We start from the raw sequence: 21,748 nt of genomic DNA, 5'->3' as shown, positions 1-21,748 counted from the left end.
ATATGCGGTGGAAAAATTCGGTGACAAAATCAAGCGTTTACTGCCGTGAATGTAAATGTGACAGTTCTGTTCGTGAACCTCTCTTTGCCTTCAAAAGTCTGACTTGAAGGTGTATATTCAGGTTGGTATTCGATAATCTCTTCGAAATGAATGGTGATGTCAGCCCTTCTTGCCAGTTGCTTCGTCTCTCCAAGATACGATGGAACTCCAGGTTGAGGATTGTCATCGGTATAGACTATCGAATAGTTTCCGTATTCAAGCCAATGCGAAGTCACGCCAGCAGTCGTGTCAGTGATGTCGATTGGCGCAAAGTTCGGACCGCCTCCCATTTGCGTCCAGCAAGCCTGGACCGCTGTCAATATGTTGTCCGTGACTTCCCAGACGAGTGATGTTTGCGATGAAGGAACGATTGGGCTGTCAGCGATTCCGTCAACGAAAGTCTTTACGAGAAGGAACTCGGCATCCGTCAGTGCCGTTTTCGCTCCTAACGAACTTGATGCGCTGACCGGAAGCAGTTTTTGCCCGGCACAATGCTTCAGTCGGGTCATGTCCATGCCAAGGATCTGCCCTATGTCGTAGCGCACGCGTCCTTTCAGGTTGGTCGGATGATTGAGAAGAATTGTGTTGTAGCGGCTCCAGCACGCATCATACAGTTCGTAAGGGCAAAGGCCAAACCCAAGATCTATGACACTTCCTGACTTGAAATTTGCGTATGGGATTACGGGTTGAGTTGTTCCGGTCGTCATGTAGTACGCATTGCTGTCGGTAATGTATTGCACGACGATGATCTCCTGCTTGTCGTCGGCAGTCGAGCCTTTGTAGCTTGTGTGTGCATGTTGTCGGTCGCCGATGAACGGCACCACGTCGGTCGTCTGCGTAGGTTTCACGATACCGCAAAGCATAAGAGGAAGGCTGTCGGCCTGGCTGAAGTCTTCCGTATCGTCGCTGTTCTCGCGGTCGTATGTGAAATTGTTCGTTCCTATCGGTTTCAGCGCATAGCGCGAATGCGCCGTGTCGTACTCTACAGCATAGAAAAAGCCCGTTGACCTTCTTTGCACGACCGATGCGTTCACCGGAGGCGTAGCCGTTGGATATTGGTAGAATTGCGATTCGTTCACAAACGCAAAATCACCATATTTCTCAATCAATTTGTCGAATGTGTCTGCCGCAGGTTCTGCGCCTTCAATATTATTAGATGGCGATAGCACTATTCGTTTGGTCGGATTCAGTTGTATTGCGAAATCTCCTTCCACAATGCGGCTGATGTCGATGTCGGCATCTTGTGTCAGCACCGCTTCCATAGATACGATTTTCACCTGCCTTGTCTCCGAATTGACAACTGGCTGAACGTGGAACTTGTTGTTCATCCATGTCAGGAAGTCACTAAGCGTGCAGCTCGGAACCATGTCCCTGTAATACAACGTGAATGTCGGGTTGCAAAGGCAGTCAGAACAGTTATGCACTATCGCCACCCTATGTAACGGCCATGCAGCAAGGCAGTTTTCTGTCACTTCGTATCCAAGCCTCGAAAAGAGGATTTCAACGAGACGTGATAGTTTCAGGAATGGAGCAAGCCCGTAGCAGTCAGGAACGTGCATGTCATCGACGTCGCCTTCATGCACATCCCTCTCTTCCCATTTGAGTTGTCCGTTGTCTATTTCGTTGTTGTACTGATAGACTTTTTCCCCTATAACCTTGTCTTCGTAAGGAGCCACGGCCACAGGGAAAACAGCATAGTCATCCTCGCGTCCTTCATATATGTTCTGCATGTGTGTGGCAGCATCACTCGCCGTTTCATACGACACGCTGTAGTTGCCGAAAATCTCCTTCAGCGTCTTCTTTTTCGATGCCGAATACAGGTCGCTGTTGTCGAAGGCAAACGATGCGTCGATGCCGTTCAATCTTTGTACAGTATCGATTACAAGCTGGCCGCGTTTCCTTATAGGGCCAACCTCAAGGATGGCTTCAACCTTGTTGGCGTATTTCTCGGCGCGGTCGGTGCGCTCCATGTGTCCGATGGCGGTCAGGTTCTTTGATGATGCAGGAAGCGTGGCCGGAACGCTGGCATCGCCTTGGTCACTTAGCAATGGGTTTGTTCTCTCGATTGTAAGTGCAAAGTCTCTTGGAAGGTCAAGCTGGCCTTTTGGTGTCGAAAGTTTCATCATCGTGAAGTCTGTTGTTTGAATCGGTTGGTTTGTGCGTCAAGTTCAGTCAGGTCGTTGCGGACCAGGTAGGCGCGTATGGCGCCGTTCTGCATCGACTTGACGATGGCAGCCTCGACTGCCGCTTCGATGTCGGCTCTCGTCATGGCATTTTCGGCAATCTTGCCGTTTACGGGGTCGGTGAAGCCGCCATCAGCGAAGCCGCGTGCCACAGAACCGCTGCGTCCATGGCTGCCACGGCGGCGGTATTGGTCGAGGTTGGCGAATGTCACAGGGTTCTCGTTTACCATCCATCGTGGTGCCACCCATTCGCCGCGATGGACGATGCCAGCGGGTTCATACTTGCCGCCTGCGCCAGTATAGCCACCTTCGGCATAGCCTGTAATCTCGCGGCTTCCCGTCGTCGGAGCCGAACCGCCGCCGCCCGACGCACCCGGCGAAGTGTTCTTTATCGCATTCCGCTGGGCGATGATCGTGGCGATCTCAGCCGCCGTCGTGGCGGCAATCATTCCCGCAAATATGGATCCGAGCACCGGGTTCCCTTCAGCCGCAGCGTAGGCCTGCACCGCTGCCAGCGCACCAGCCGCCACCGCCTTGGCGATGTTGATCACCATATCGACATCCGCATATTTCTTCTGCAAATCCAGCTTCTTAGCCTCATATTCAGCCTCTATTTGCTCACGCTGTTCGGCATTGTCGCCCGCCGCCGTCAGCCGCGCCTGGTATTCCGCTTCGAGGTTCGCGGTTTCGGCTGACTGTAGCTGGCTGACGAAACCCGAAACACCCTCCATCACCTTGTTCGCCTTCTCGAAATAGCCTTTCAGCCCTTCAAGGTCTTCGTCAAGCTGCTCCTGCTTGTATTTCTTGTGGACATTCTGCACCTTCTTTTCATAATCCTCTTCCAAAAGAAGTCCTGCATCGTGAAGCTCTTCCAGCCGCGCCAGCTCCTTTGCCATATCGTCGGCGCGCACCTCCTCCGGCGTGCGAAGCGAGTCCTTCACATCCTTGGCTTCTTTCTTCAGCTTTTCCATCTGCTGCAATGCAAGTATTTCAGCTTCCACTTGGGCATCGAGATAAGCCTGCATGATTTGAGTTTCATCCTGCCCGTACTTGGCTGCCAAATCTACACTTTGTTTCAGATAGTTCACCTTCGATTCAAGCATTTTTGAATCATACTCATCCTGCGTAATCTCGTTTTTTGTAAGTTGTTTCTTCAGTTCGGTTTCCTCATCTTTCTGGCTTTGCTTTAGAAGAGAAAGTTCTTCATCATATTTCTTTTTCTTGTCGGCTGCATCCTTGTTTTTCGAATCATCGTTTCTTTTGATCTGAATGTCGAGTAACTGGCTCGTGAATGGGTCGGAATCTTTTTTGTAGCGTTTGGCGATTTCTGCCCTTTGTCTCAGGAAGTCTTCCTCTATCTTGCTTTTCTCTTCCTCGAAACGTTCCTTTTCAATGATTCCTTCGGCGTACTGTTGCTTCCAGATGAGAATCTGCGATGATTCCTGTTTCGCAACCCTATCCATCGCTTTCTGATAAGCCTTGTCTGTTTCCGCCTGCTGTTGCTGGATGAGTTTTTCGCGTTCAGCCTTTCTTTTTTCTGCCTCAGCCTTAATCCTCGCGTTTTCGGCTTCCTGCGCCGCATTGCGTTTCGCATCTGCCTCGGAATCGATTACTGAAAGTTCGTCCTGATACTCCCTGTAGGCATCAGCTGTGCTGTCGAACTGGTTTTTGTTCGCCAAGTAGCGTTCAAGGGCAGCCTGTTTCTCTTTTGCAGCCCATTCGTCGATGTCGGACATGACCGCACCGATTTCCGTCTTTTCCGCTTCGATTTGCTTCAGCACACGGTCTCTTGTCTTATTGTACGACCTTGTGTCCTGCTCGATGCGCTGCATGTCGGCACGGAACACCGAATAGGTCTGTATGAGTTCCTTCTGCTTTTCATCGTTCAATTCTGCTGCACTGGCCAGCGCAACCGTTTCTTTCGTAGCCGAATTCAGTGCAGACAAATATGCTTTTTGGGCTTCCAATTCTTTATTGATTATTTCATCATTGACGAAGCCGCCACGTGCCTCTACATTATGAAGATGTTTCAAGTCTTCATACTCCTTTTTTAGCCTGACAATCTCGTTCACGGCATCATCGGCGCCAGTCGTCGTGTATTTGAAAAGGCGGTCGAAGAAACTGTTGAATTCTTCTTCGCTGTCGAATGTGAGGCCTTTCCATGCCTCAAACATTTTCATGAGCGCTTCCATTGTCTTTGCAGCTTCGCGCTTCGTAAATTCGCTTTGCGCTTCGAGGTCGGCCTTGGCTGCTTCAAGAGCCGCACGCCTTGTTTCCGCATCATTCTCCGTATCGGTGGCTTCGGTCATGTTCGATGTGTAGTCGACACGGTATTTGGCATTCATGTATCCGCCTGCAATCTGGAAAGAACCCAAAGTGTCCTTCAGTTCGGCAAGCTCGCGGGCTTTCTTCAAGGCTTCCGAAAGTCCGTTTTGGAATGCCGACCAGTCGCCTGTCGAAAGCGACATGAAAAACGCTTCGGTCGTCGTCTTCATGGCCGACATGGCATTGTTCCACTTGTCGCCCGTCGTCTGTGACGCATTGATGACTTCCTTTGTGACTTTCGCAATGCCTTTCAGGGCGGTTATGACTTTCCCCCATATTCCATTGAGCGTTACGAAAGCACCTTGCACCTTGTTTCCCCAACTTACAAGGCGGTTTTGCTCACCGTTCACTTCCTTCATCGCTTTTTGCAGGGAACTGATGCGTGCATCAACCTTCTTGTAATCATTTGTGAGCTTTATGTATTCCTCTGTGCCTGGAACCAATTTCTTGATTTCCGAATTCAGCTGCCGTTTCAGCTTCACAAGACTCTCGATGCTCTTTGAATCAAGGTTTTTCATCGCTTTATCGTAGTTGTCAACGCCTTGCTTCACGCTTTCGAGGCTTCGCTTCGAGTCCTCCCAAGCCTTTTTCGCAGCTTTCAGTTCCTTTTTCGTAGCACCCTCTGTGTTCAGAAGTTTCTCGTATGCCTTCGCGTTTTCGTTCAGTTCCTTCGTCATCGCGGCTATCGCATCCTGCGCCTGTTCGTTGTTCACATAGATGACGCTCTCAAATGTGTCTCTGTTTGTTGCCATATCTGCATCTTATGTTTTTACATGGCAAATTTAGAATGATGCTTTTTTATTTCGGTGACAAAAAAAGCCGACCTTTTCGGGTCGGCTTTTGATGGGAATGCTTCGCAATGCTTACGCATCTTTACCGTCATCACCATTTTCATCGAAATATCCGCCATATTTCGCTGCCATGTTCTCGTTCCACCATTTATGGAATTTATCGACTTCGCCTTTACGAAACTTTTCCATCTCTTCGTCGGTAACCTTCGGTTCCCTGGCTTTCTTTTCTTTACGCCAATCCTTGATGGTGATGACCATTATGATTATTATGACTACCCAGCTGGTTTCAAAGAATATCATCGTTCCTTTCTCCTTTCTTGCCGCAAACATACGCCTTTTTCCGTTTCATGGGAAAAGTTGCAACGTTGCAACCCGTTTTTTTCATGCCGAAGCCGTTATGCAGTACTGCACCAGCTGGCCGTCGGGCTTCACGCCCACGGTGAGGCGGGCGGTGCCCATGCCCTCCACCTTGCGCTCCAGATTGATGAGGCGCACGAAACGCCTTTGGCCGCGGTTGCCCTTCGGCTCGCATTCGCCCGTCTTGCGGGCGTAGCGCATAATCTCGTTGAAGCTGGTGAGGACCATCGCCTTGGTGAGCGGGTTGAACGATGCGTAGTGCGAGGTCTCGCGGCCGCTGACGTAGCTGTTGACGGTGATGTAGCGGCGCAGGCTGTTGTTGTACACCTCGTTTGTTTGGCGGCCCGAAAGCCAGCTGCCGTAGAAGGAACGCACTTCCTTCTTGGCTTTTTTCGATTGTTGATAGAACATTTTACTTTTAGTTTTGAACATTAAACAAAAAGGCTCCGGTAGGGGTGTTCAAGGTCTAAAAGCGTACCTGCCTTGCATTACTGCTTCGGCGTCCCTCCAGAGCCAGTTGTGACTCTACGATAACGATATGTGTGGGCATAAAAAATGCCGCTGTTTCGCGGCTGTTTCTCGTGCCGCTTTTAGTTTTGAACGCTGCAAATGTACGACAAATTTCCATACGCGCAAGAAAAATTTTCGTGGCTGCAACGTTGCAACCCGTTTTTTCTTACGTTCCACGCGGCTTCGCTATGCTGTGCGCCTCAATCGTATGTATCATCGATGCCGCCGCCTTGCCGTAGGCGTGCGCCACCAGCTCGCCAAGGCGGTGCCGCTCGTTGGCGAAGATGCGGTAGTACCAGGTGCGCCGCTCGCGCCCGCGTCCCTTCCCCTTGAACTTCACCAGGTCGCCGCCGTTGCCACGCGTGTAGCCGCGCCCAACGCCCCTTTCCACATAGATGCCGTACAGCGGGAAAGCAAACGTGAACGAGTTGGGAATGGTTCCCGCCTTCACTTCGGCAGCATGGCCGCGCCCTATCGCCTGGTTCAGCGCATTGGTGGCGCGGTAGCCGTATTCTATCGAGTTGTGAAGCGTGCCCGTGTCGTAGATGCCCTTGTCTATCAGCTTCGCCTGCCACCGCTCTATCACTATCTCCCCGAAGCGGTCCCAGTTCACGCGCATGTCGTCGGTTCCGCCCCTTGTGCCGTAATTCCTTGCCATAACTATCCGAGATAAAGGTCTTCGTTCTCGACGAAAGGAAGCGAAAGCTTCCAGCCAACATAGTTCGATGCGCCGCGCACATAGTCGCGCTGCGATGTGCGCTCCCAGCCCTGAAGCTCCGTGTCGCCCATCGCAACATGCCTCAGCAGCACCTTCCGTATGCGCTGCAGGTCATCGAAGCAAGCGTCCTCTATCGGCTTCGTCGGCGCGTTGCCAGCAGCCATGCGCACCACGTAGATGTTCTGGCGGAAGCGCGTCACAGGCACGTCGTTCCGGTCGGTGTCGTCGAAGTGGAAAGCGTCCTCGAAAAGCACCGCAAACCCGATGCCCTTGTGCTGGCAAAGCTCCGTAAGTCCTTCAAGCCCGTCGGGGCTTTCGATTATCTGGCTCGCGTCCGTCACCGACGGCAGCCCAACGTTCACCGCTTCGCCCTCCACGGTCTTCACGTCGTAGAGTATCCGGCGCAGGTAGTCAATCGTAATCATAGTTCCTCCTATTTTCCCGCAAACATACGGCATCCGCTTTTCCTTTCGGTGACAAAAAAAGCCCCGCCGAATGGCGAGGCTTGAATGTCATCTGAACGAATGTTCGCTGCAAGTCGGAAACATCTCTGTGTCGGGAATCCACACATCGTATGTAAGGCAGTAGCGGTGCGTCTCGCCGTGCTTGTCTTTCACGAATTTCATCAGTGCGCAGTTGTCGCAGTTTGGTTCGCGGCATTTCTTCTTAGGCGTGCTCATTGTGCGCCTCCTCCCTGTTGGATGCGCTGCAGTATGCCTTGCACCTTTGCGCTCACTTCCTGAAGTTCGCCATACACAAACCAGGTGCTTTTCGTGTTCGAGCGTATCTCCTCGATTTCCGCAACCAACTCGCACAGGCGCGTTGTCGTTTCCAGTCGTGTCATCATATCACACCTCCTTCCGTGCCAATGGAACAATCTGGTCTTGAACCTCATTAAAAAGTTCTTCGAGACTTTCAACTACACCAACCATAATTTCATTGACTTTCTGTAGTTTTTTTACATCGTCGTTACTATATCCTAATGAAGCCTGTACCTTTACGACTTCCAGTATCGAATCCTTCAATCCGTCAATCATTATGTACAAATCGGAATATTCCTTGTCGCCATCAGGCGCTTCAATCCATTCGCGCAAAACGCTTGAACCTACCATTAGCTTGCTCATGCCAAGCCTCCTTTCTCCATTGAGGTTCTCACGCTAAGGTCGAAGGCCGAAGCCACCAGGCGGTCGTGAATCGCCTTGCGGCGCTGCATCAGGCCGTCAGCCTTGCGCCATTCCGTTGTGCTGACACTGAGCGGCGCCGAAGTGGCAGCCTCCGTGCGCTCCTGCTCCTCCATCATCCGCGCGATGCGTGCCTCCGTGCGCTTGCTGCGGATGCAGCACTTCAGCTTCTGGTTCTTGCAGAACGCGCGGAACATCCGCTCGTAATACTCGTTCACCCTGATTTCCACATTGTGGCTTGCGTGGCAATCTACGAAGACAACCAGCGTCTTCGTCTCGCTTTCCGGCATCCCGCCGGTGAAATCCAATTGTTTCATTTTCTGTTAGCATTTAAAAGGTTATACAATTGACCGCAAAAGAAAAGCGGCCGCTATTTCGCTGCTAACAGATGAGGCCACCACGCATGGGGACTTTGAATCTTACGAATAGCGACCGCTTAGGGTCTATGATGTCGGGCATAAAAAATGCCCGCTGTATGTATTCGGGCTGTTACCGTCGCCCCTACGGTGATGAGTATTACCTCAACTGTTAGCGCTGCAAAAGTACAACTTTTTTGGATTGTGCAAGAAAAAAGTGAGTTTTTTTGCAGGGTTGCAAGGTTGCAAGCATGAAAAGTCAACCGTTTTCAGCAATTCCGTCGATTTTCATGTTGGCAAATCCGACAAGCATCTCGTAGGTTTCCCGTGGCAAGTGTTCCTTAGCGGCCTGCTGGAAGGCTATGGAAAACACGCGCTCCTGCTTGCGGTCCTTGTGCGTCTTCCAGACTCCCTTCTCCCTCAGTTCGAGGCAGTATTCGCCAATTCTTTTATTAGTCAAGTACAAGAACTGCGAAAGGATAGCCTTATACTGTTTCTGCCTTGGCGAAAGTTTTTCATAGACGCTCGTCTTCACATTGAAATTGGCCAAATCATCCTTAATGGCACGCCTCCATTCCTTCACTTTCTCCATGTCAGGCTCGTTCATCACGTCTTCATCCGTTATTCCAAGTTTATTGTAGTACATCGCATGAGGTTTTTAAATTATTACGATGCAAAAATAGGAAAACATGTACCCGAAAACACGAAAACGGGTACATGTTTTCTCGAAATGTACCCTGAAATGAGAAAACGCGCACACGTTATTTTACTTTTCTTGCAAAAAATGAAACAAAAGACCGTCTTTTTATTTGCAATCAAAATCAATTCCGTTTGCAAAATGCTGTATTTCACTATCTTGTTTTCTTTTTTAAGTTGCAATAAAAAGATAAAACATAAATAAGCCATCATTTCCGTGACCTCGCGAAAATGGTCTTTTGATTCAAAAAAAGGAAAACCCGCTCCAAAATTGAGCGGGTTTCCGTTTGCGCCGCCAACCTCGCAAAAGCGGCGCCTGTGTGATTCAAAGCCGGAAAGCGGCTGCGGGGTTGTTTATCTTACCAAGGTCGTGCCGGCCAGTTCGCGCCCAACGTTGCGGATGCCCTCCTGGATGCGCATCACCTGTTCCTCCGAAATGTACTGTCCTTGCCTGTACTGCCGCATCAGCGAGGCGTTCACGTGCAAGTGTTCGGCCAGCTTGCTCACGTTCAGGTAGGGATGCGCCTCGTAGAATGCCGACAGGTCGTAGCGGTATTCCCATTCCACGTCCTTCAGTTCGTCGGGAACGGCCTTGCCGCTGTCGGTGTAAGCCTCCACCATTTCCCTGTAGCTGTTCTCGAAATCATCCTTGGCCTCTGCCACCGTGTCGCCGCTGCCGATGATTACGTTTTCGAGTTCCGGGGCGCACACGCCGTAGGTGCCATCATCGCCTCTTTCAATTATTGCCTTTACTGTTTTCATATTGTGTTGTTTTTTGAGTTTCTTTTCTGTTTCGATGCCCGAAGGCTGGGGGGATTTTCACCCCCCGATTTGTTTCAGTAGCTTTTGGAGAATCCCTTTTTTCACTTCCGTCGCTTCGTGCCGTTCAAGCTGTATGAAGTAGTCTTTGTCGGGATGGGAGTAGATGTCGTGTTTCGCTCCGTGCCGGTAAAGCCTCCATCCTTTCTCCTCGGCCAGTCTTCTAAGTTCGTTCCATTTCATTGTCGTTTTCCTTTCTTTGAATCACGCTGCAAAGATATAACATTTTTGCAATATAAAACAAGGTTGCAACATTGCAACCTAAAAAAAGACAAAAAACCTCCGCAATTCGGGGAAAACTGCGGAGGAAAAATATAAAGATTATGAAAAAAGCAACTATTGTTCTGTCAAATGCCTGAATCTCGGAGCAGGCATCGTCCGCAATTTTATGTCGCTGACCTTGCCATCCGTTTCTTTCCAGGTCATCAGCACCATTTCTTCGCCAATCTGAATCAATCTCATTTCTTTCTGCTATATAATAATAAGGAGCAAACTGCCGCTGCCAACGATGCTATTGCGATTGCCAGCGGCAAGTTGTTTTTTTTCACTGAATTGGCTTTAACGGATTTGAAGTCCGATTCTGCCTTGACTTCGCTGACCGAAGTCGTGTCGGCCACGCAACGGGAAAGCAGTGACTTCTGCCCTGTTTCCACCACTACCCGTTGCACAGCGCCGCGCCTGTCACTTTCAGCCTCTGTTGCACGCGAAACATCCTGAGCAGAATCTGAAGGCGGAAAGTAATAATCTATCTCAACTCTTCTGTAAATTTCGTTCTCTACCGACACACTGTCGATGCGTCGCATTTCAAGGTTGATTTCCTGCCACATGTCGCGCGATGCCGTCTCAACGACATCTCTACGCGACTTGCAGCATGTCAGAACCAACATGATGCACAGCAAGACAGACATTCTTATGGTTTTCATAAGCCAATCTCCTCTAACCATTTAGCTACATCGAAACACGGACAGGCTTTGAGCCATTCCGACTTTTCGATGATGCCGTTTTTGTTTTTGTCAGGCGAAGTGTCGCGATGGCCAAGCACTTTTGCATCGGGATAGATTTCCTTGAACATCAGCACCAAAGTCTTCAGAGTTTCGCGCTGTACATTCGTGCGGGTGTCTTTGGGGTTGCGGTTGGCATCTAATCCGCCGATATAGCATATCCCGATGGAGTTGGAATTATGGTTGAGGCAATGGGCACCGGCTTTCGACAAGGAACGGCCACGATGGACGGTTCCGTCCCGATACACGACAAAATGATAGCCGATTCCGTTGAAGCCCCTCGCCTGATGGCTGCTGTCAATCTGCTTTACGGTGAAGTCCTGCCCTTCTATGGTGGCAGAACAATGTATGATTATCTCGTTGATTGTTCGCATTTTTCTTATTCTTTTGGTTGTTCCTCTTTCGGGAGGTAATTTTCCTCCTTGTCCAAGTTTTTAGCCACGACAATCATTGTATAATACAATGAGCAAAACGAAGATGGATGCAATCACCCAAAGCGGCGCCGTCACCCACAGCCACGACAGTTCTATTGTGCCGATGATTTTCAGACACAGCAAGGCGGAAAACGCCATCAGCATTGCGCCGACGAAAATTCCGAACCAGTTTCTTTCCTTTTTCATATATGTGATTATTAGATTATTGCCTTTGTGCGGATGCAGAAACGAGTTATCCAAGATCATCTTTATTTGTAAAAACGCGGGGCTTCCACCCGACGCTGTCCTTTACAGCGGCATTATTGGTTTTACATTTATTGATTTACATCCGCACTCACAAGAAGATTGAGTGCATGACATGCCTTGATTGCACGGCAGAGGTCAAGGAACAGAAGCCGTGACAGGACTCGAACCTGCGACCAACGCGGTATGGCACCCAACGCTGCTCTAACCAACTGAGCTACACGGCCATTTCGGAACGCATTCTGTTTCTCGGACTTTTTTTTAGAGCAAGAACATCAGCGTTCCGTATGCTTTGCACGGTATCCATTTCCTACGGCCACAAGAATTGAGAAGGGGTTGCCGTGCGCTAAGTCTTGCACGGTCGCACCTTCTCATGGTCTCAGAATGTGAGATGGCGTTGCCGTGCGCTATTCCTGCGGCCAGCCTTCAGGTGTGGTGAGATACCCATCGTCGGGCTGGCCTTCCAAACAAATTTCAAATCAATGTCTCAAAGAACGCTGCAAAGATGGCAATTGCCATTTTAATTTCGGTGACAAAATCAGTCACCATCTTTTTCGCTGTCATGCCCGCAATGAGGGCAGACAAACCAATGCAGGTGCGCGTCATATTCCTCGCCGCAGTTCGGGCAAATCTCCCATATCTCGTGGCTCATTTCATCCTCATTTCCATGGCTCGCGCCTGTTCTATCCTATATTCCAAAGCTCCAAGCACATCATGCACTTGCGATTGCTCGATGCGGTAGTTGTCCTGCGGCTTGCCCTCGTTCAGCATCAGAAGGATGTTCTGCCGTGCCTTCAGCGGGCTGTATGCCTCGCCCGTTCCTTCGCCACCGGCAAACACGTGAGGATATTGCTCCTTCAGCCATTGCTGAACGCCAGTCCACCACAGCGACACAAGGTCGGCATAGTCGTCGTCAATCTTATCCACCTTCTCTCCGAGGTCGCCCAATGCCTTGCGCACCATTTCCGTGTCGCCACGCAAATGGTAGCCGTACATGAGCGAATCGGCATGGAAATAGCTACCGAATGTGATGTCGTTGAGGTGCCTGTCAACGGAAGTCGGGTTGGCGATGTCGCACGGCATCTCGTCAAGTATGAACGAAAAGCGGTTGCAGAAGTCCATTACCTGTACGTCAGTCATCGTGAAGCGTCGGCCATCGGCTGCGATGAAGCTGCCATCGGCTTTCTTTACGCCTGTGAAATTGAGAAACAGCGTAAGCAGCAGTTCTTCCCTTGTCAGTTGAAGGCGCATGAGTTTCACGACCAGCTTTAGTTGGTCAACCGTCATTTCTCCCCACGATGCCGGAGCCTTCAGTTCAATCTTATCCATATCACAAAGTATTGACTATCCCTCCTGCATCGAAGCTGATGCCTGGCAGTTCGCGGATGTCCGATTCTGCAAAGTCGGCAAAGTCGCTTTCATGCTTGATCATGTAATTGCGCGCCTCGATGGAATAATGAATCACATCTTCTTTCGTGCCGACAACTGAAGCAACAACAGCCATTTCGATGAAACGTATCGCCTTGCGGTGTGTTTCAAGAAGTTCGTTGTCGCGATACAACTCAAGCAGCGTTTCTATCTGCTCAATCGAGCAATAAGAAGCAACAGTTGTTTTCAGCGCATTGGCCATCATCGGGATGAGTTCGTAGAACTCCTGCCACGTTTCAATATTCTTGCTGACAGCATTCTGTCGGAGCACTTCCAAGCGAGGCACGAAAGCCGCCGTAAGGTAGCGGAACTGGAATGATCCGCGCCAGTCTTCATACGCGGCATCAGGTTTGCTATATCTCCATAGGTATCTCACCAATGCGTCGCAATCGGCGGCAAGCCTGTCTTTCAGCGAACTCACCAAACGGTCAGTCCTCTGCTGAGAGGCTGGGCTTACCGCGTCATTCGACTGCACCACGAAACCCGCCTCACTCAGTTGCAAGTCCATTTCAGCGACGGCACACAAGTAAGCCTCTTCGCCGATGACACGGCATGTCAATTTGCGCAGGTCGGCATGTGGGTCTTCCTGACCCTCTTGCAGAGCTGCTTCAAGCAAATCTTCTATGTCCGTACCGATGATCTTCTCCACCACCCATTTCTGCGAGCGGTCGAAAAAGTCGTTCAGTCTTGTGCTGTCCATCTTCCAATTGAGCGATGGCAGGTAACGCGATGCTGTTTCTATGTTTTGTAAAATCATTGTGCGATTGAATTTGTGGATTCTTGTTTACCAGACTTGTTTTGGTCCAATGTGGTGAAGATGTATTCCGGCAAAACGACCGAAATGTCCTTATCCCAATTGTTGATTTTCTTGACGATTGAGAACGGGCGCAAGACGAGGTCGATGAACGGCCGCATCTGAGCCTGTTTCATAAGGTATATTTCACGGATGTTGCTGCCCGACAACGAATTTGAGTTCTTGCCAGGAGTTGCACCGATTAGGGATGGGTGTACCTCCATGGCATAACTGATGATGTTGGCAACAGTCTCATAGTCGGTCAGGAACTCACCTTCCTTGATCTCGTTCTTGATGGTCTCGATGGTGATGTATTTTTCTTCGGCACTTCCATTGCCAGTCATCTCCTTCAGGACCGTCATGGACTTTCCCTGGTTCTCAGCACCGACTGCGAAGTCGTTCAGCTCCTTGGCAATCTTGTCACGGAGTTTCTTGCCGCCTTCTATGTCGTTCGGAGAAATGCCAGCCTGTTCTTCCTTTGCTTGGAAGTATTTGTCCGACACATAGATAATGTAGCGTATGCCAAGATTGTACTTCAAGATAGCCTTTTTCATTTCGGGGATGCTCTGGATCTGGTCATACCATCCCGAACGGAAAACGCTGTACCAGTTCGGATAAGAATAATACGGTCTGCCAGGAGAAGGCAGATAGAGAGCCATGCACACGCGCTTGTAGGCTTTTGCCTCCATTTGCGTCCTGATGTCCTTCACGGCGGCATATTCGTCTATGACATACGACCTTTCGATGTCTTCCTTTGCAGGAACGCTGCCCGACGACCGGTCCCACTTCGAGGAATAAAGCAACCATTTGATTTGGTCTTTCTTGTCCAAGCCCCAGCGCGAGAAAATCGCTTCACGATGCAAGACACGCTTTATCTCCTTGAATTTCTTATCGAAAACAAAGCACGGGAAAGCATTGGCGAAATAGCTCAGGTCGGTCAGCATCTCAAGAACGAGTTGCGGAACGTTGTTGTTCACGAACCACTCATATTCCTTGCCTTCCGTAACTTCGTAATAGTCAAGAATCTTGTTTGTCTTTTCGTCACGGATCAAGCGTGCCAGTTTCGGGCCGTTGCCATAGCACACGCGCGCGTTGAAGTCGCAGTTTGTCCCGATGATTTCAACTTTCTCACTTTTGTCCATGATTTCCTGCGGCAACAGGTTCATGAAACCCCACGGAGCCACGCGGTAATCGCTGCTTTCGATGATGTTGAGGTGCCTTTCGTCGAAGAATGTGCTGCTGTCCTGCACCATGATGGCTTTAGCATCTTCGAGCAAGGCGGTGTTTTCGCCAATCCAAACGATGTTGTCACTCATAGAACGACCTCCTTTCCGGCAAATTCAACGATGGTGTCGAGGATGACCGTTACAGGTCTCTCCATCGTTGGGCTTTTGATGTTCATCGTGTCGCCTTCCGAGTGAAACGATGTGCATACGGCATTCTCTTCATGGTGGCGATGCCCATGCTCAGTGATCCAAGTTATGCTGAAGCTGTCAAGCGCTTCCGCGATTTCGAACAATTTTCCTTGTCTGATTTGTCCCATAGTTTTACAATTGTGCTGCAAACATACGATGTCCGTTTTTGGTTTCGGTGACAAAAAGCACGCTTCCGTTTTGCCGCAAGCCAACCTTCATCATGCTGCCGTAACGCGCCATTCCACCAGTTTCCGCCTGATTGAAAAAGCTGTCAAATTTTGAAAATCGCATAATATTGACATTCACCAAAATAAGGCTTGAAAATTTTCCAAAACGCCTTTAAAGATGCGAGAAGACCCCGCGCCGCCCTATGGAGCTTGGGGCAATTGCCCCCTGAAAAATGCGAAATATGCCATAAAAAATTTTTAAAATTCCGCATTCTCAGGCAAAGGGAACGTGAAGTTCCGCTCAGGCAATTGCCAGATAGCCAAGCCCCGCTCTTTCGGGCGAGGCTTATTGAAGCTGTTTTCCTATCAATGCTGCATGGCGATATACAGCAAGTATATGGAACTGCTAATTTCAGTAATACAATGCTTTTCGTCGGCATCAAGAAAATCAAGTTGCTTCATCTTTTCCATTTCAGCCACCATTTCGTAAAGGCGCGTTATCATCTCGGTGCGTGTCATTCCTCGCCTCCTTCCTCGTCAAGTTGTTGCTTCAGTTCGAGACGCTTCAAGTTGGTGTCCATTCTGTACTGGCGCTTGACGGCTTCCAGGTCGCGGACGGCTTGCTCCATTTCGCGGATTTTCCTGTAGGAATCACAGATTTCGTCATTTTTTCTTGCGATGTTTTGTCTCAAAACATCAATGGCGGCGTTCTTTGTTTCGAGTTTACGGTTAAGCTCTATGTCGAGCTTCATCATCTCGATGTCGAATTCCTTCTGTTTCATGCCAAGCCTCCTTTCCCTGTCAGGTTAGTTGATGCCGTGATGCAGTACTGCACCAGCTGGCCGTCGGGCTTCACGCCCACGGTGAGGCGGGCGGTGCCCATGCCGCTGACCTTGCGCTCGAGGCTGATGAGGCGCACGAAACGCCTTTGGCCGCGGTTGCCCTTCGGCTCGCATTCGCCGGTCTTGCGGGCGTAGCGCATGATTTCGTTGAAGCTGGTGAGGACCATCGCCTTGGTGAGGGGGTTGAACGATGCGTAGTGCGAGGTCTCGCGCCCGCTGACGTAGCTGTTGACGGTGATGTAGCGGCGCAGGCTGTTGTTGTACACCTCGTTGCTTTCGCGGCCCGAAAGCCAGCTGCCGTAGAAGGAACGCACTTCCTTCTTGGCCTTTTTTGATGGTTGAATGAACATTTTACGTAAGTTTTTGACGTTAAACAAAAAGGCTCCGATAGGGGTGTCAAGGTTCTTACGCAAACCTTCGGGCATTACTGCTACCGAGTCCCTCGAAGCCAATTATGACTTTGTTGTTCAAGATGTGTGGGCATAAAAAATGCCGCTGTGGTGCGGCTGTTTCTCGTGCCGCGTAAGAATTTTGACGCTGCAAATATAGGGCTTTTTCGGATTGTGCAAGAAAAAAGTGAGGAAATTTGCAAAAATCAGCACTCAGACATATTTGTAGCTGCCATTGTTATATGGTTTCAGGATGCAACCGAGGATAAGCGTGTCCATTGCATCGGTGCCATCCGTGCGCAATTCGTATGGTAATGTGGCTGGTGTCTCTTTGGCTTTTTCTCCCGACTTATCTTTTCGGAAACCAAGCGAATTGATGGTGACGCCTGTAAGCGGTATTGCCTGGATCAATTCTTCGTTGTTGTCGCGGTTCAGCATCGGAACGAGTTTCTCGCTTCCTTGCAGTGCATTGTTGATGATGAGGTGCTTCTGGTCGTGGTGCATCGGTGTGCCCATGTCTTTTTCAAGCACGGTCCATCCGTTTTTACGCAATTCGTCACGCACAACGAAAACGGCATCGTGCCCACGCTCGACATAGTTCACCGCCTTGGCCGTGGCATCGTAATAATAGCATACGGTCTTGTTTTTATGGAAACGGAAATAGTAGCAGAAATCAGAAACGACTTCTCGCAAACGGCGGTCGTTCTTGGTGAAGAAGCTGTGAATGATTCGCAATATGGAATCTTGTATTTGTCCTGCAACGAGCCAATTGATTTGGGCATTGTAATCAAATGCAATAGCAATAGGTTGATTATTCTGCACATCATTGTCTATCAGACTATCATACGGTTTATTCTTGTATTCATCAAGCAGGTCGTTGTTCGTCGCAGTATAGGTATGAAGATTCGGATCGAAATTGACATAGAACTTGCCATCAACCTCATCGACACGCTTGCACAGGATAGACGCATTGAAGACCATCGGCGTCAAGTCGCGGGCGCATCGCTTCACATAGTCGTTGCCTACGATTGCGATATTGTCGAAGATGGAACGCTCCTGGAAATAGAGTGCCTTGCTCCTTAGTACGTTGATTTTCGGCACAAGTGCAGCCGCTTGCCGTGTTTGTCCTTCGCATAGGAGCCGTTGCCGAAGCGTTTCCAATCGAATGATGTCGTCACACAACTCTTTGTCATATTCTTTTTCGTAGTTCTGAATCAGCCATTGTCCGTCCTTGGTCGCTGGCATATCCGTGAAAAAGTGTTTGCCCCACAAATGAGGATATTTGGCTGGGTCGTTGTAGTATCGAGACGAGCCGCCGATAGCAGGAAATATTTCGTTTGCCAACTTGTCGTAAGACAGGCCTTTTGCTTCATCACCTATAAGCCAATGAATCGTCATAGAGTTTGCCGACAAAACGACTTCCTGGCTCACGATGACCATGATGGTGCCATTTGCGAACCACACTACATCTTTCAGGTCGGATGGTTGGAACAACGGAGTATCGAAACCGAGCTTGGGGTCAGGTTTGTGCCCGATGACGTAATGCACATCGCGTTTCCACCCAAACGCTTCCAAGGCTTGCAATGCAGCAGGAAGGGTGCGACTATGCGCTTGCCGGAATGTCGAAGCAACATACACGCCTGTTGAACGAGGCATTTCCAGAACATTAGTCATTATCTGCAAACCGACCGGGTACGACTTACCCCATCGGCGGCTGCAGATGTTGACGCTGCTGTTGGCGAGACACCTATACCACAGCAGTTGACCTTTATGAAGATAGACCTGGCTCATTGTCGTTCACGATTTCGGCATCCTGAATGGCATCGTCATCGAATTTGATGTGGTATTTTTCCATCAGTTTGCGTGTTTCTTCTTTGTCTTTGTCGGAAAGATTCACATTGATCACGGTCGGGTCGGTCACGATTTGGACCGCTTCGATGTTCACATACTTCTTTGCATCGAGCACTTCTCCGTCGTCGAGGTCGGTGCGGTAGATTTTTCCCAAGGCTTCGGCGGCACGGATGAGTGTCTGTGCGGTCTTGTTGTCGCCTTTGAGGGCGATTTCGACAGCATTCTTGACCATGTAATGCGCTTCATACTTCACCCATTCGCGCTTTGCCGTCTGCACGTTGCCAAGCGCCACCTGCGTAAGCTGCATGATGTTGTAGGCCTGCTGGCGGTTCATTCTGAATTCCACCATCAAGGCATTCCGCACCTGAATGTCGGTGTACAACGGATTGGAAAGTTGAAGCGTGAAGCAATACTCTATGTGTTCCAGCAGCTTTTGGTCCGCTGGTTTCAGTTCTGTCCTTTTGTTCGGGTTCTCGAACAAATGATTCATTACAAGGTCAAGACTGTCGTTTCTCATTTTCAGTGTTTTTAAAATTTCAGCATGATATTCCCTTTTCGCGCAGTTTCCTCAACGTGTCTTCATCAAGTGAGACTTGTGCCGCAATCATTTCGTTGACGCGATGTTGCAATTCGACCAACTGCTTGTCGGTCAGCGATTCGCATTTCAGTTTCTTGCAGATGTAGGCACGATATGTGCTGACATTGAACGATGGTTTCTGCTTTGGATCATCTTTCTTGGTATAGAACTTTTCGCACAATTCGTCAATCAGGTTCCAGCATTCGCGGTGTTCGCGGCTCAATTCGACCAACTCATTGCGCACTTTGGCAAGTTCATCACCTTCGTCCATGAGTTTCATCTTGGCGAAAAGGTCAAGTTTCTGATGCCAGCGGTCGTTGTTTCTCAGCCAAAGCTGCTGCGTTTCGGGTGTCGGCATGTCCTCATAGCGTGTGTATTTGTGATGTTTGAGGTCTGCGTAGGTAACATGCCTTTCATCGTTTCCAAGAACATTTTCAACAGGATTTGGAACGCTTTCAGCAACTTTTGGAACGCTTTCAATAGGTTTGGAAGCATTTTCTGTAATTTTTGGAACGTTATCTGAATCATTTAAACCAGGCACATGTGCCAATTTCTTCAGTTCGTTATTTAGCATTGCCATATTGTGTGACCTGATGACGCGCTCGACTGCGTATTTGTCACGGCAATACTTGGCAAAAACGGCCACACCTTCGTCGAAAGTGTAGCCGTTTCGGGTTGTCAGGAAACTGACTACCGGATTACTCATCAAGACTCAGCTGGCGTGAACTCACCAGTGGCGCAGTCGAGCGTGCCGTCACTGAGAACGAGGTCGCCGATATAGGTCGGAAGAGGAGTAACGTCTGGGCATTCAATCTCAACGGTGATGCCTTTTGCGCTGCCAGCAGCATCGCCGGAATCGCCGTTAGGTGTCAATGTAGCGCGGTAGTCAGGACTGCCGATTACGTAGAACTTGCCATCATGCTTCACGATGAACACGAAGTCACCGTTTGAGGCATACTTGGCCAAGCCGCGAGATTCGTTGGTGATTCTCGGATAAGACAGTGATGCCTTGTTGGTCACCATCTTGCAGTCGGTTTCGCCGATATATTCCCAACTCAACTTGCCCTTGCCTTGTGTGGTGTAGAGACGAAACCACTTCTTGCCAGTCTTCAGCGTGAAGTCCAATGCCGGAGAGGTTCCAGTGGTGCCATACTGCACATAGTTGTCGATTGTGGTTGCCGCCTCGAAGTCGTTAGTGATAGCAGGCCAAGCCTGAATGTCGTTTTTCGGGATGAAATAAACGATGTCGCTGATGCCCGAAGGGTTGACCGAACCGATAGTGAAATCAATGTCTGCTAAATTCATAGTTGCTTCCTCCTATCTTTAAGCGGTTTTACCTTTACCAGTTACAGGGATTTCGAGATACACGTCATCGGTTGCCGAAGCAATGATGATGGTTGCCGACTTGGCACCTGCAGCAGTTGGAGCGAATGTGACTGTGACAGCTTGTCCGCCTTCAGCCATTGCTTCATCAGCAGTGATGGTGCTCTTGTTGACGGTGAACTTGCCATCGCCACCATTGACGGAAACCATCAATGAGCTGGTCAGGTTCACGCCGCTGATTGTGATGTCTTCAGTGTCTGTTGCATCAGCAACGACTTCGCCGAAGTCGATTGATTCGATGTCGGTCACAGCGTATGTAGCAGCGTTGTTGCCGATGAACGAAGCACACATCAGATATTCCTTTGTGATGGCCTCAAACTGAGTGCCCAGCCAGCAGTCGGTATAAACCTGAACCTTGCGCGGGTTGGTGCCGTGCAGACGGAGCAAGTATTCGCCTGTTGCGTTTTCGCCTTCGCCAATGCCGTCAGAACCGAGACGCATGTTGTTGATGGAAGTCAGGATGATGTGCTTGATGTTGTCGGAGCCAGGAGGACAAACCAGCACGCACTTGTCGTTGGTGTTGTGCAGATACACGCCGTTGAATTTTTCGGTGTATCTTGCAGCAAGGCTCTGATTCGAGTGGTTGGTGCACCAATCGACATACATGTCGCGAACGCTTGAAGGCATGACCATGAACAAGGTCTGGTTGTTGTCCTTCAAAAGGCTGTTTGCCATCGACCACAGCAGCTTGAGTTTGTCACCAGCGTTGTAAGGCGTGATTTGACCCAACTGCATGTAGTTACCGAGAGCCAATGTGATGTTCCCGGCTGTGATTTCCTTCGCGAGAAGGGTGTCGAAACCATCGAAGTTGTCGAGGTTGTGAGTGCCGCTTGCGTTGTAAACGCCGCTCCAAATTGCGAAGTTCAGCTTTGAGGCTGCCACGCGGATGTCTTCGATGGCGATTGCCTTAACCATAGGCATCGTAATCTTCGACTTCGACAGAGGTTTGTCGAACAAAGTCTTGTAGATGTTCTCTGGGTCGAAGCCTTCAAAGAGTTCGCAGTGACGGGTTGTCAGCGTGCGTGCCTTGATGCTGCCAGGATCCTTCTCTTCGCCGTCAGGGTCGTATGGCGTAAATTCGCCATTGCCGCGAAGCATGTAGGATGTGTCGTCACCGCGAAGCATCGAGGTGTGACGCATGTACTTCAGATTGTCGCTGATGCGGTAAAGTACTTCGGCCAAAGCGGACTCGCGGAAACTCTGTCCTGAATTGACCAGTTGTGATGCTAAAGTGATGTTTGCCATAATGT

30 protein-coding genes and 1 tRNA gene are annotated in these 21,748 nt (G+C 49.8%); all 31 read right to left on the bottom strand.

From position 1 onward, the window contains the following. Window positions 1–29 precede the first annotated feature (29 nt). Window positions 30–2,165, bottom strand: a complete 2,136-nt coding sequence (locus AC06MN_RS05505) for a hypothetical protein (RefSeq protein ID WP_475671352.1) — start codon at window positions 2,163–2,165, stop codon at window positions 30–32. After that, window positions 2,162–5,299, bottom strand: coding sequence for a hypothetical protein (locus AC06MN_RS05500; protein WP_475671351.1), 3,138 nt, complete (start codon window positions 5,297–5,299; stop codon window positions 2,162–2,164). The genes AC06MN_RS05505 and AC06MN_RS05500 overlap by 4 nt, the downstream gene beginning before the upstream one ends. Window positions 5,300–5,410: 111 nt before the next feature. After that, window positions 5,411–5,668: a hypothetical protein gene (locus AC06MN_RS05495; RefSeq protein WP_475671350.1), complete on the bottom strand. Its 258-nt coding sequence runs from the start codon at window positions 5,666–5,668 to the stop codon at window positions 5,411–5,413. 51 nt (window positions 5,669–5,719) lie between these two features. Further along, entirely contained in the window at window positions 5,720–6,106 is a 387-nt protein-coding gene (locus AC06MN_RS05490; protein WP_475671349.1) for a hypothetical protein, read from the bottom strand. A 265-nt stretch (window positions 6,107–6,371) separates the two neighbouring features. Continuing rightward, on the bottom strand, window positions 6,372–6,863 hold the full coding sequence (locus AC06MN_RS05485; RefSeq protein WP_475671348.1) for a hypothetical protein: 492 nt from the start codon (window positions 6,861–6,863) through the stop codon (window positions 6,372–6,374). Window positions 6,864–6,865: 2 nt separating this feature from the next. Beyond that, complete coding sequence (locus AC06MN_RS05480; RefSeq protein ID WP_475671347.1) at window positions 6,866–7,348, bottom strand: hypothetical protein; 483 nt, start codon at window positions 7,346–7,348, stop codon at window positions 6,866–6,868. Window positions 7,349–7,435: 87 nt separating this feature from the next. Further along, the gene (locus tag AC06MN_RS05475; RefSeq protein ID WP_475671346.1) at window positions 7,436–7,603 is read right to left on the bottom strand and encodes a hypothetical protein; all 168 of its coding nucleotides are present in this window, start codon (window positions 7,601–7,603) and stop codon (window positions 7,436–7,438) included. Further along, window positions 7,600–7,770 carry a hypothetical protein gene (locus AC06MN_RS05470; RefSeq protein WP_475671345.1) on the bottom strand — a complete coding sequence of 57 codons (171 nt, stop codon included), beginning with the start codon at window positions 7,768–7,770 and terminating at the stop codon, window positions 7,600–7,602. The genes AC06MN_RS05475 and AC06MN_RS05470 overlap by 4 nt, the downstream gene beginning before the upstream one ends. A 1-nt stretch (window position 7,771) precedes the next feature. Beyond that, a complete protein-coding gene (locus AC06MN_RS05465; protein ID WP_475671344.1) occupies window positions 7,772–8,047 on the bottom strand; it encodes a hypothetical protein in 276 nt (91 codons plus the stop codon). Beyond that, the gene (locus AC06MN_RS05460; RefSeq protein WP_475671343.1) at window positions 8,044–8,421 is read right to left on the bottom strand and encodes a hypothetical protein; all 378 of its coding nucleotides are present in this window, start codon (window positions 8,419–8,421) and stop codon (window positions 8,044–8,046) included. Before AC06MN_RS05460 ends, AC06MN_RS05465 begins: the two co-directional genes overlap by 4 nt. A 298-nt stretch (window positions 8,422–8,719) precedes the next feature. Continuing rightward, entirely contained in the window at window positions 8,720–9,106 is a 387-nt protein-coding gene (locus AC06MN_RS05455; RefSeq protein WP_475671342.1) for a hypothetical protein, read from the bottom strand. Between the two features lie 404 nt (window positions 9,107–9,510). Then, window positions 9,511–9,918 (bottom strand): type II toxin-antitoxin system HicB family antitoxin, encoded by a 408-nt coding sequence (locus tag AC06MN_RS05450; RefSeq protein WP_475671341.1) that lies wholly within the window; start codon window positions 9,916–9,918, stop codon window positions 9,511–9,513. A gap of 57 nt (window positions 9,919–9,975) precedes the next feature. Further along, entirely contained in the window at window positions 9,976–10,158 is a 183-nt protein-coding gene (locus AC06MN_RS05445) for a type II toxin-antitoxin system HicA family toxin (protein ID WP_475671340.1), read from the bottom strand. Window positions 10,159–10,311: 153 nt separating this feature from the next. After that, window positions 10,312–10,437, bottom strand: a complete 126-nt coding sequence (locus AC06MN_RS05440) for a hypothetical protein (protein WP_475671339.1) — start codon at window positions 10,435–10,437, stop codon at window positions 10,312–10,314. Next, the gene (locus AC06MN_RS05435; protein WP_475671338.1) at window positions 10,434–10,898 is read right to left on the bottom strand and encodes a hypothetical protein; all 465 of its coding nucleotides are present in this window, start codon (window positions 10,896–10,898) and stop codon (window positions 10,434–10,436) included. Before AC06MN_RS05435 ends, AC06MN_RS05440 begins: the two co-directional genes overlap by 4 nt. Next, window positions 10,895–11,350, bottom strand: coding sequence for an N-acetylmuramoyl-L-alanine amidase (locus AC06MN_RS05430; RefSeq protein ID WP_475671337.1), 456 nt, complete (start codon window positions 11,348–11,350; stop codon window positions 10,895–10,897). The genes AC06MN_RS05435 and AC06MN_RS05430 overlap by 4 nt, the downstream gene beginning before the upstream one ends. A 60-nt stretch (window positions 11,351–11,410) precedes the next feature. Then, the gene (locus AC06MN_RS05425; RefSeq protein ID WP_475671336.1) at window positions 11,411–11,596 is read right to left on the bottom strand and encodes a hypothetical protein; all 186 of its coding nucleotides are present in this window, start codon (window positions 11,594–11,596) and stop codon (window positions 11,411–11,413) included. Between the two features lie 206 nt (window positions 11,597–11,802). Then, window positions 11,803–11,880, bottom strand: a tRNA-Gly gene (locus AC06MN_RS05420). Between the two features lie 421 nt (window positions 11,881–12,301). Further along, the gene (locus AC06MN_RS05415; RefSeq protein WP_475671335.1) at window positions 12,302–12,982 is read right to left on the bottom strand and encodes a hypothetical protein; all 681 of its coding nucleotides are present in this window, start codon (window positions 12,980–12,982) and stop codon (window positions 12,302–12,304) included. A gap of 1 nt (window position 12,983) precedes the next feature. After that, window positions 12,984–13,838 carry a DUF6712 family protein gene (locus AC06MN_RS05410; protein WP_475671334.1) on the bottom strand — a complete coding sequence of 285 codons (855 nt, stop codon included), beginning with the start codon at window positions 13,836–13,838 and terminating at the stop codon, window positions 12,984–12,986. Beyond that, entirely contained in the window at window positions 13,835–15,190 is a 1,356-nt protein-coding gene (locus tag AC06MN_RS05405) for a hypothetical protein (RefSeq protein ID WP_475671333.1), read from the bottom strand. Before AC06MN_RS05405 ends, AC06MN_RS05410 begins: the two co-directional genes overlap by 4 nt. Further along, window positions 15,187–15,417: a hypothetical protein gene (locus AC06MN_RS05400; protein ID WP_475671332.1), complete on the bottom strand. Its 231-nt coding sequence runs from the start codon at window positions 15,415–15,417 to the stop codon at window positions 15,187–15,189. The genes AC06MN_RS05405 and AC06MN_RS05400 overlap by 4 nt, the downstream gene beginning before the upstream one ends. A gap of 4 nt (window positions 15,418–15,421) precedes the next feature. Next, the gene (locus AC06MN_RS05395) at window positions 15,422–15,580 is read right to left on the bottom strand and encodes a hypothetical protein (protein WP_475671331.1); all 159 of its coding nucleotides are present in this window, start codon (window positions 15,578–15,580) and stop codon (window positions 15,422–15,424) included. Between the two features lie 242 nt (window positions 15,581–15,822). Further along, the gene (locus tag AC06MN_RS05390) at window positions 15,823–15,975 is read right to left on the bottom strand and encodes a hypothetical protein (protein WP_475671330.1); all 153 of its coding nucleotides are present in this window, start codon (window positions 15,973–15,975) and stop codon (window positions 15,823–15,825) included. Then, complete coding sequence (locus tag AC06MN_RS05385; RefSeq protein ID WP_475671329.1) at window positions 15,972–16,238, bottom strand: hypothetical protein; 267 nt, start codon at window positions 16,236–16,238, stop codon at window positions 15,972–15,974. Before AC06MN_RS05385 ends, AC06MN_RS05390 begins: the two co-directional genes overlap by 4 nt. Continuing rightward, entirely contained in the window at window positions 16,235–16,648 is a 414-nt protein-coding gene (locus AC06MN_RS05380) for a hypothetical protein (protein ID WP_475671328.1), read from the bottom strand. The genes AC06MN_RS05385 and AC06MN_RS05380 overlap by 4 nt, the downstream gene beginning before the upstream one ends. Before the next feature lie 252 nt (window positions 16,649–16,900). Beyond that, entirely contained in the window at window positions 16,901–18,478 is a 1,578-nt protein-coding gene (locus tag AC06MN_RS05375) for a hypothetical protein (RefSeq protein ID WP_475671327.1), read from the bottom strand. After that, a complete protein-coding gene (locus AC06MN_RS05370; protein WP_475671326.1) occupies window positions 18,456–19,055 on the bottom strand; it encodes a hypothetical protein in 600 nt (199 codons plus the stop codon). Before AC06MN_RS05370 ends, AC06MN_RS05375 begins: the two co-directional genes overlap by 23 nt. 19 nt (window positions 19,056–19,074) lie before the next feature. Then, window positions 19,075–19,821 (bottom strand): hypothetical protein, encoded by a 747-nt coding sequence (locus AC06MN_RS05365; RefSeq protein WP_475671325.1) that lies wholly within the window; start codon window positions 19,819–19,821, stop codon window positions 19,075–19,077. After that, window positions 19,821–20,420, bottom strand: coding sequence for a hypothetical protein (locus tag AC06MN_RS05360; protein ID WP_475671324.1), 600 nt, complete (start codon window positions 20,418–20,420; stop codon window positions 19,821–19,823). The genes AC06MN_RS05365 and AC06MN_RS05360 overlap by 1 nt, the downstream gene beginning before the upstream one ends. An 18-nt stretch (window positions 20,421–20,438) precedes the next feature. Continuing rightward, window positions 20,439–21,743, bottom strand: coding sequence for a hypothetical protein (locus tag AC06MN_RS05355; protein WP_475671323.1), 1,305 nt, complete (start codon window positions 21,741–21,743; stop codon window positions 20,439–20,441). Window positions 21,744–21,748: the final 5 nt, after the last annotated feature.

It is taken from the genome of Candidatus Limimorpha sp. (genome assembly GCF_056203535.1).
Note: the sequence above shows the minus strand (reverse complement) of the source record. Positions and strands in the feature narration are given on the sequence as shown.

What these genes read in the sequence shown, in the direction of transcription:
- AC06MN_RS05415 (WP_475671335.1), bottom strand. Translation starts at nt 12,982, where the DNA reads ATGGATAAGATTGAACTGAAGGCTCCGGCATCGTGGGGAGAAATGACG.
- AC06MN_RS05490 (WP_475671349.1), bottom strand. Translation starts at nt 6,106, where the DNA reads ATGTTCTATCAACAATCGAAAAAAGCCAAGAAGGAAGTGCGTTCCTTC.
- AC06MN_RS05430 (WP_475671337.1), bottom strand. Translation starts at nt 11,350, where the DNA reads ATGCGAACAATCAACGAGATAATCATACATTGTTCTGCCACCATAGAA.
- AC06MN_RS05400 (WP_475671332.1), bottom strand. Translation starts at nt 15,417, where the DNA reads ATGGGACAAATCAGACAAGGAAAATTGTTCGAAATCGCGGAAGCGCTT.
- AC06MN_RS05455 (WP_475671342.1), bottom strand. Translation starts at nt 9,106, where the DNA reads ATGTACTACAATAAACTTGGAATAACGGATGAAGACGTGATGAACGAG.
- AC06MN_RS05505 (WP_475671352.1), bottom strand. Translation starts at nt 2,165, where the DNA reads ATGATGAAACTTTCGACACCAAAAGGCCAGCTTGACCTTCCAAGAGAC.
- AC06MN_RS05380 (WP_475671328.1), bottom strand. Translation starts at nt 16,648, where the DNA reads ATGTTCATTCAACCATCAAAAAAGGCCAAGAAGGAAGTGCGTTCCTTC.
- AC06MN_RS05365 (WP_475671325.1), bottom strand. Translation starts at nt 19,821, where the DNA reads ATGAGTAATCCGGTAGTCAGTTTCCTGACAACCCGAAACGGCTACACT.
- AC06MN_RS05460 (WP_475671343.1), bottom strand. Translation starts at nt 8,421, where the DNA reads ATGAAACAATTGGATTTCACCGGCGGGATGCCGGAAAGCGAGACGAAG.
- AC06MN_RS05370 (WP_475671326.1), bottom strand. Translation starts at nt 19,055, where the DNA reads ATGAGAAACGACAGTCTTGACCTTGTAATGAATCATTTGTTCGAGAAC.
- AC06MN_RS05450 (WP_475671341.1), bottom strand. Translation starts at nt 9,918, where the DNA reads ATGAAAACAGTAAAGGCAATAATTGAAAGAGGCGATGATGGCACCTAC.
- AC06MN_RS05495 (WP_475671350.1), bottom strand. Translation starts at nt 5,668, where the DNA reads ATGTTTGCGGCAAGAAAGGAGAAAGGAACGATGATATTCTTTGAAACC.
- AC06MN_RS05385 (WP_475671329.1), bottom strand. Translation starts at nt 16,238, where the DNA reads ATGAAACAGAAGGAATTCGACATCGAGATGATGAAGCTCGACATAGAG.
- AC06MN_RS05360 (WP_475671324.1), bottom strand. Translation starts at nt 20,420, where the DNA reads ATGAATTTAGCAGACATTGATTTCACTATCGGTTCGGTCAACCCTTCG.
- AC06MN_RS05355 (WP_475671323.1), bottom strand. Translation starts at nt 21,743, where the DNA reads ATGGCAAACATCACTTTAGCATCACAACTGGTCAATTCAGGACAGAGT.
- AC06MN_RS05405 (WP_475671333.1), bottom strand. Translation starts at nt 15,190, where the DNA reads ATGAGTGACAACATCGTTTGGATTGGCGAAAACACCGCCTTGCTCGAA.
- AC06MN_RS05480 (WP_475671347.1), bottom strand. Translation starts at nt 7,348, where the DNA reads ATGATTACGATTGACTACCTGCGCCGGATACTCTACGACGTGAAGACC.
- AC06MN_RS05410 (WP_475671334.1), bottom strand. Translation starts at nt 13,838, where the DNA reads ATGATTTTACAAAACATAGAAACAGCATCGCGTTACCTGCCATCGCTC.
- AC06MN_RS05475 (WP_475671346.1), bottom strand. Translation starts at nt 7,603, where the DNA reads ATGAGCACGCCTAAGAAGAAATGCCGCGAACCAAACTGCGACAACTGC.
- AC06MN_RS05445 (WP_475671340.1), bottom strand. Translation starts at nt 10,158, where the DNA reads ATGAAATGGAACGAACTTAGAAGACTGGCCGAGGAGAAAGGATGGAGG.
- AC06MN_RS05435 (WP_475671338.1), bottom strand. Translation starts at nt 10,898, where the DNA reads ATGAAAACCATAAGAATGTCTGTCTTGCTGTGCATCATGTTGGTTCTG.
- AC06MN_RS05395 (WP_475671331.1), bottom strand. Translation starts at nt 15,580, where the DNA reads ATGCGATTTTCAAAATTTGACAGCTTTTTCAATCAGGCGGAAACTGGT.
- AC06MN_RS05440 (WP_475671339.1), bottom strand. Translation starts at nt 10,437, where the DNA reads ATGAGATTGATTCAGATTGGCGAAGAAATGGTGCTGATGACCTGGAAA.
- AC06MN_RS05470 (WP_475671345.1), bottom strand. Translation starts at nt 7,770, where the DNA reads ATGATGACACGACTGGAAACGACAACGCGCCTGTGCGAGTTGGTTGCG.
- AC06MN_RS05390 (WP_475671330.1), bottom strand. Translation starts at nt 15,975, where the DNA reads ATGACACGCACCGAGATGATAACGCGCCTTTACGAAATGGTGGCTGAA.
- AC06MN_RS05485 (WP_475671348.1), bottom strand. Translation starts at nt 6,863, where the DNA reads ATGGCAAGGAATTACGGCACAAGGGGCGGAACCGACGACATGCGCGTG.
- AC06MN_RS05465 (WP_475671344.1), bottom strand. Translation starts at nt 8,047, where the DNA reads ATGAGCAAGCTAATGGTAGGTTCAAGCGTTTTGCGCGAATGGATTGAA.
- AC06MN_RS05500 (WP_475671351.1), bottom strand. Translation starts at nt 5,299, where the DNA reads ATGGCAACAAACAGAGACACATTTGAGAGCGTCATCTATGTGAACAAC.
- AC06MN_RS05425 (WP_475671336.1), bottom strand. Translation starts at nt 11,596, where the DNA reads ATGAAAAAGGAAAGAAACTGGTTCGGAATTTTCGTCGGCGCAATGCTG.
- AC06MN_RS05375 (WP_475671327.1), bottom strand. Translation starts at nt 18,478, where the DNA reads ATGAGCCAGGTCTATCTTCATAAAGGTCAACTGCTGTGGTATAGGTGT.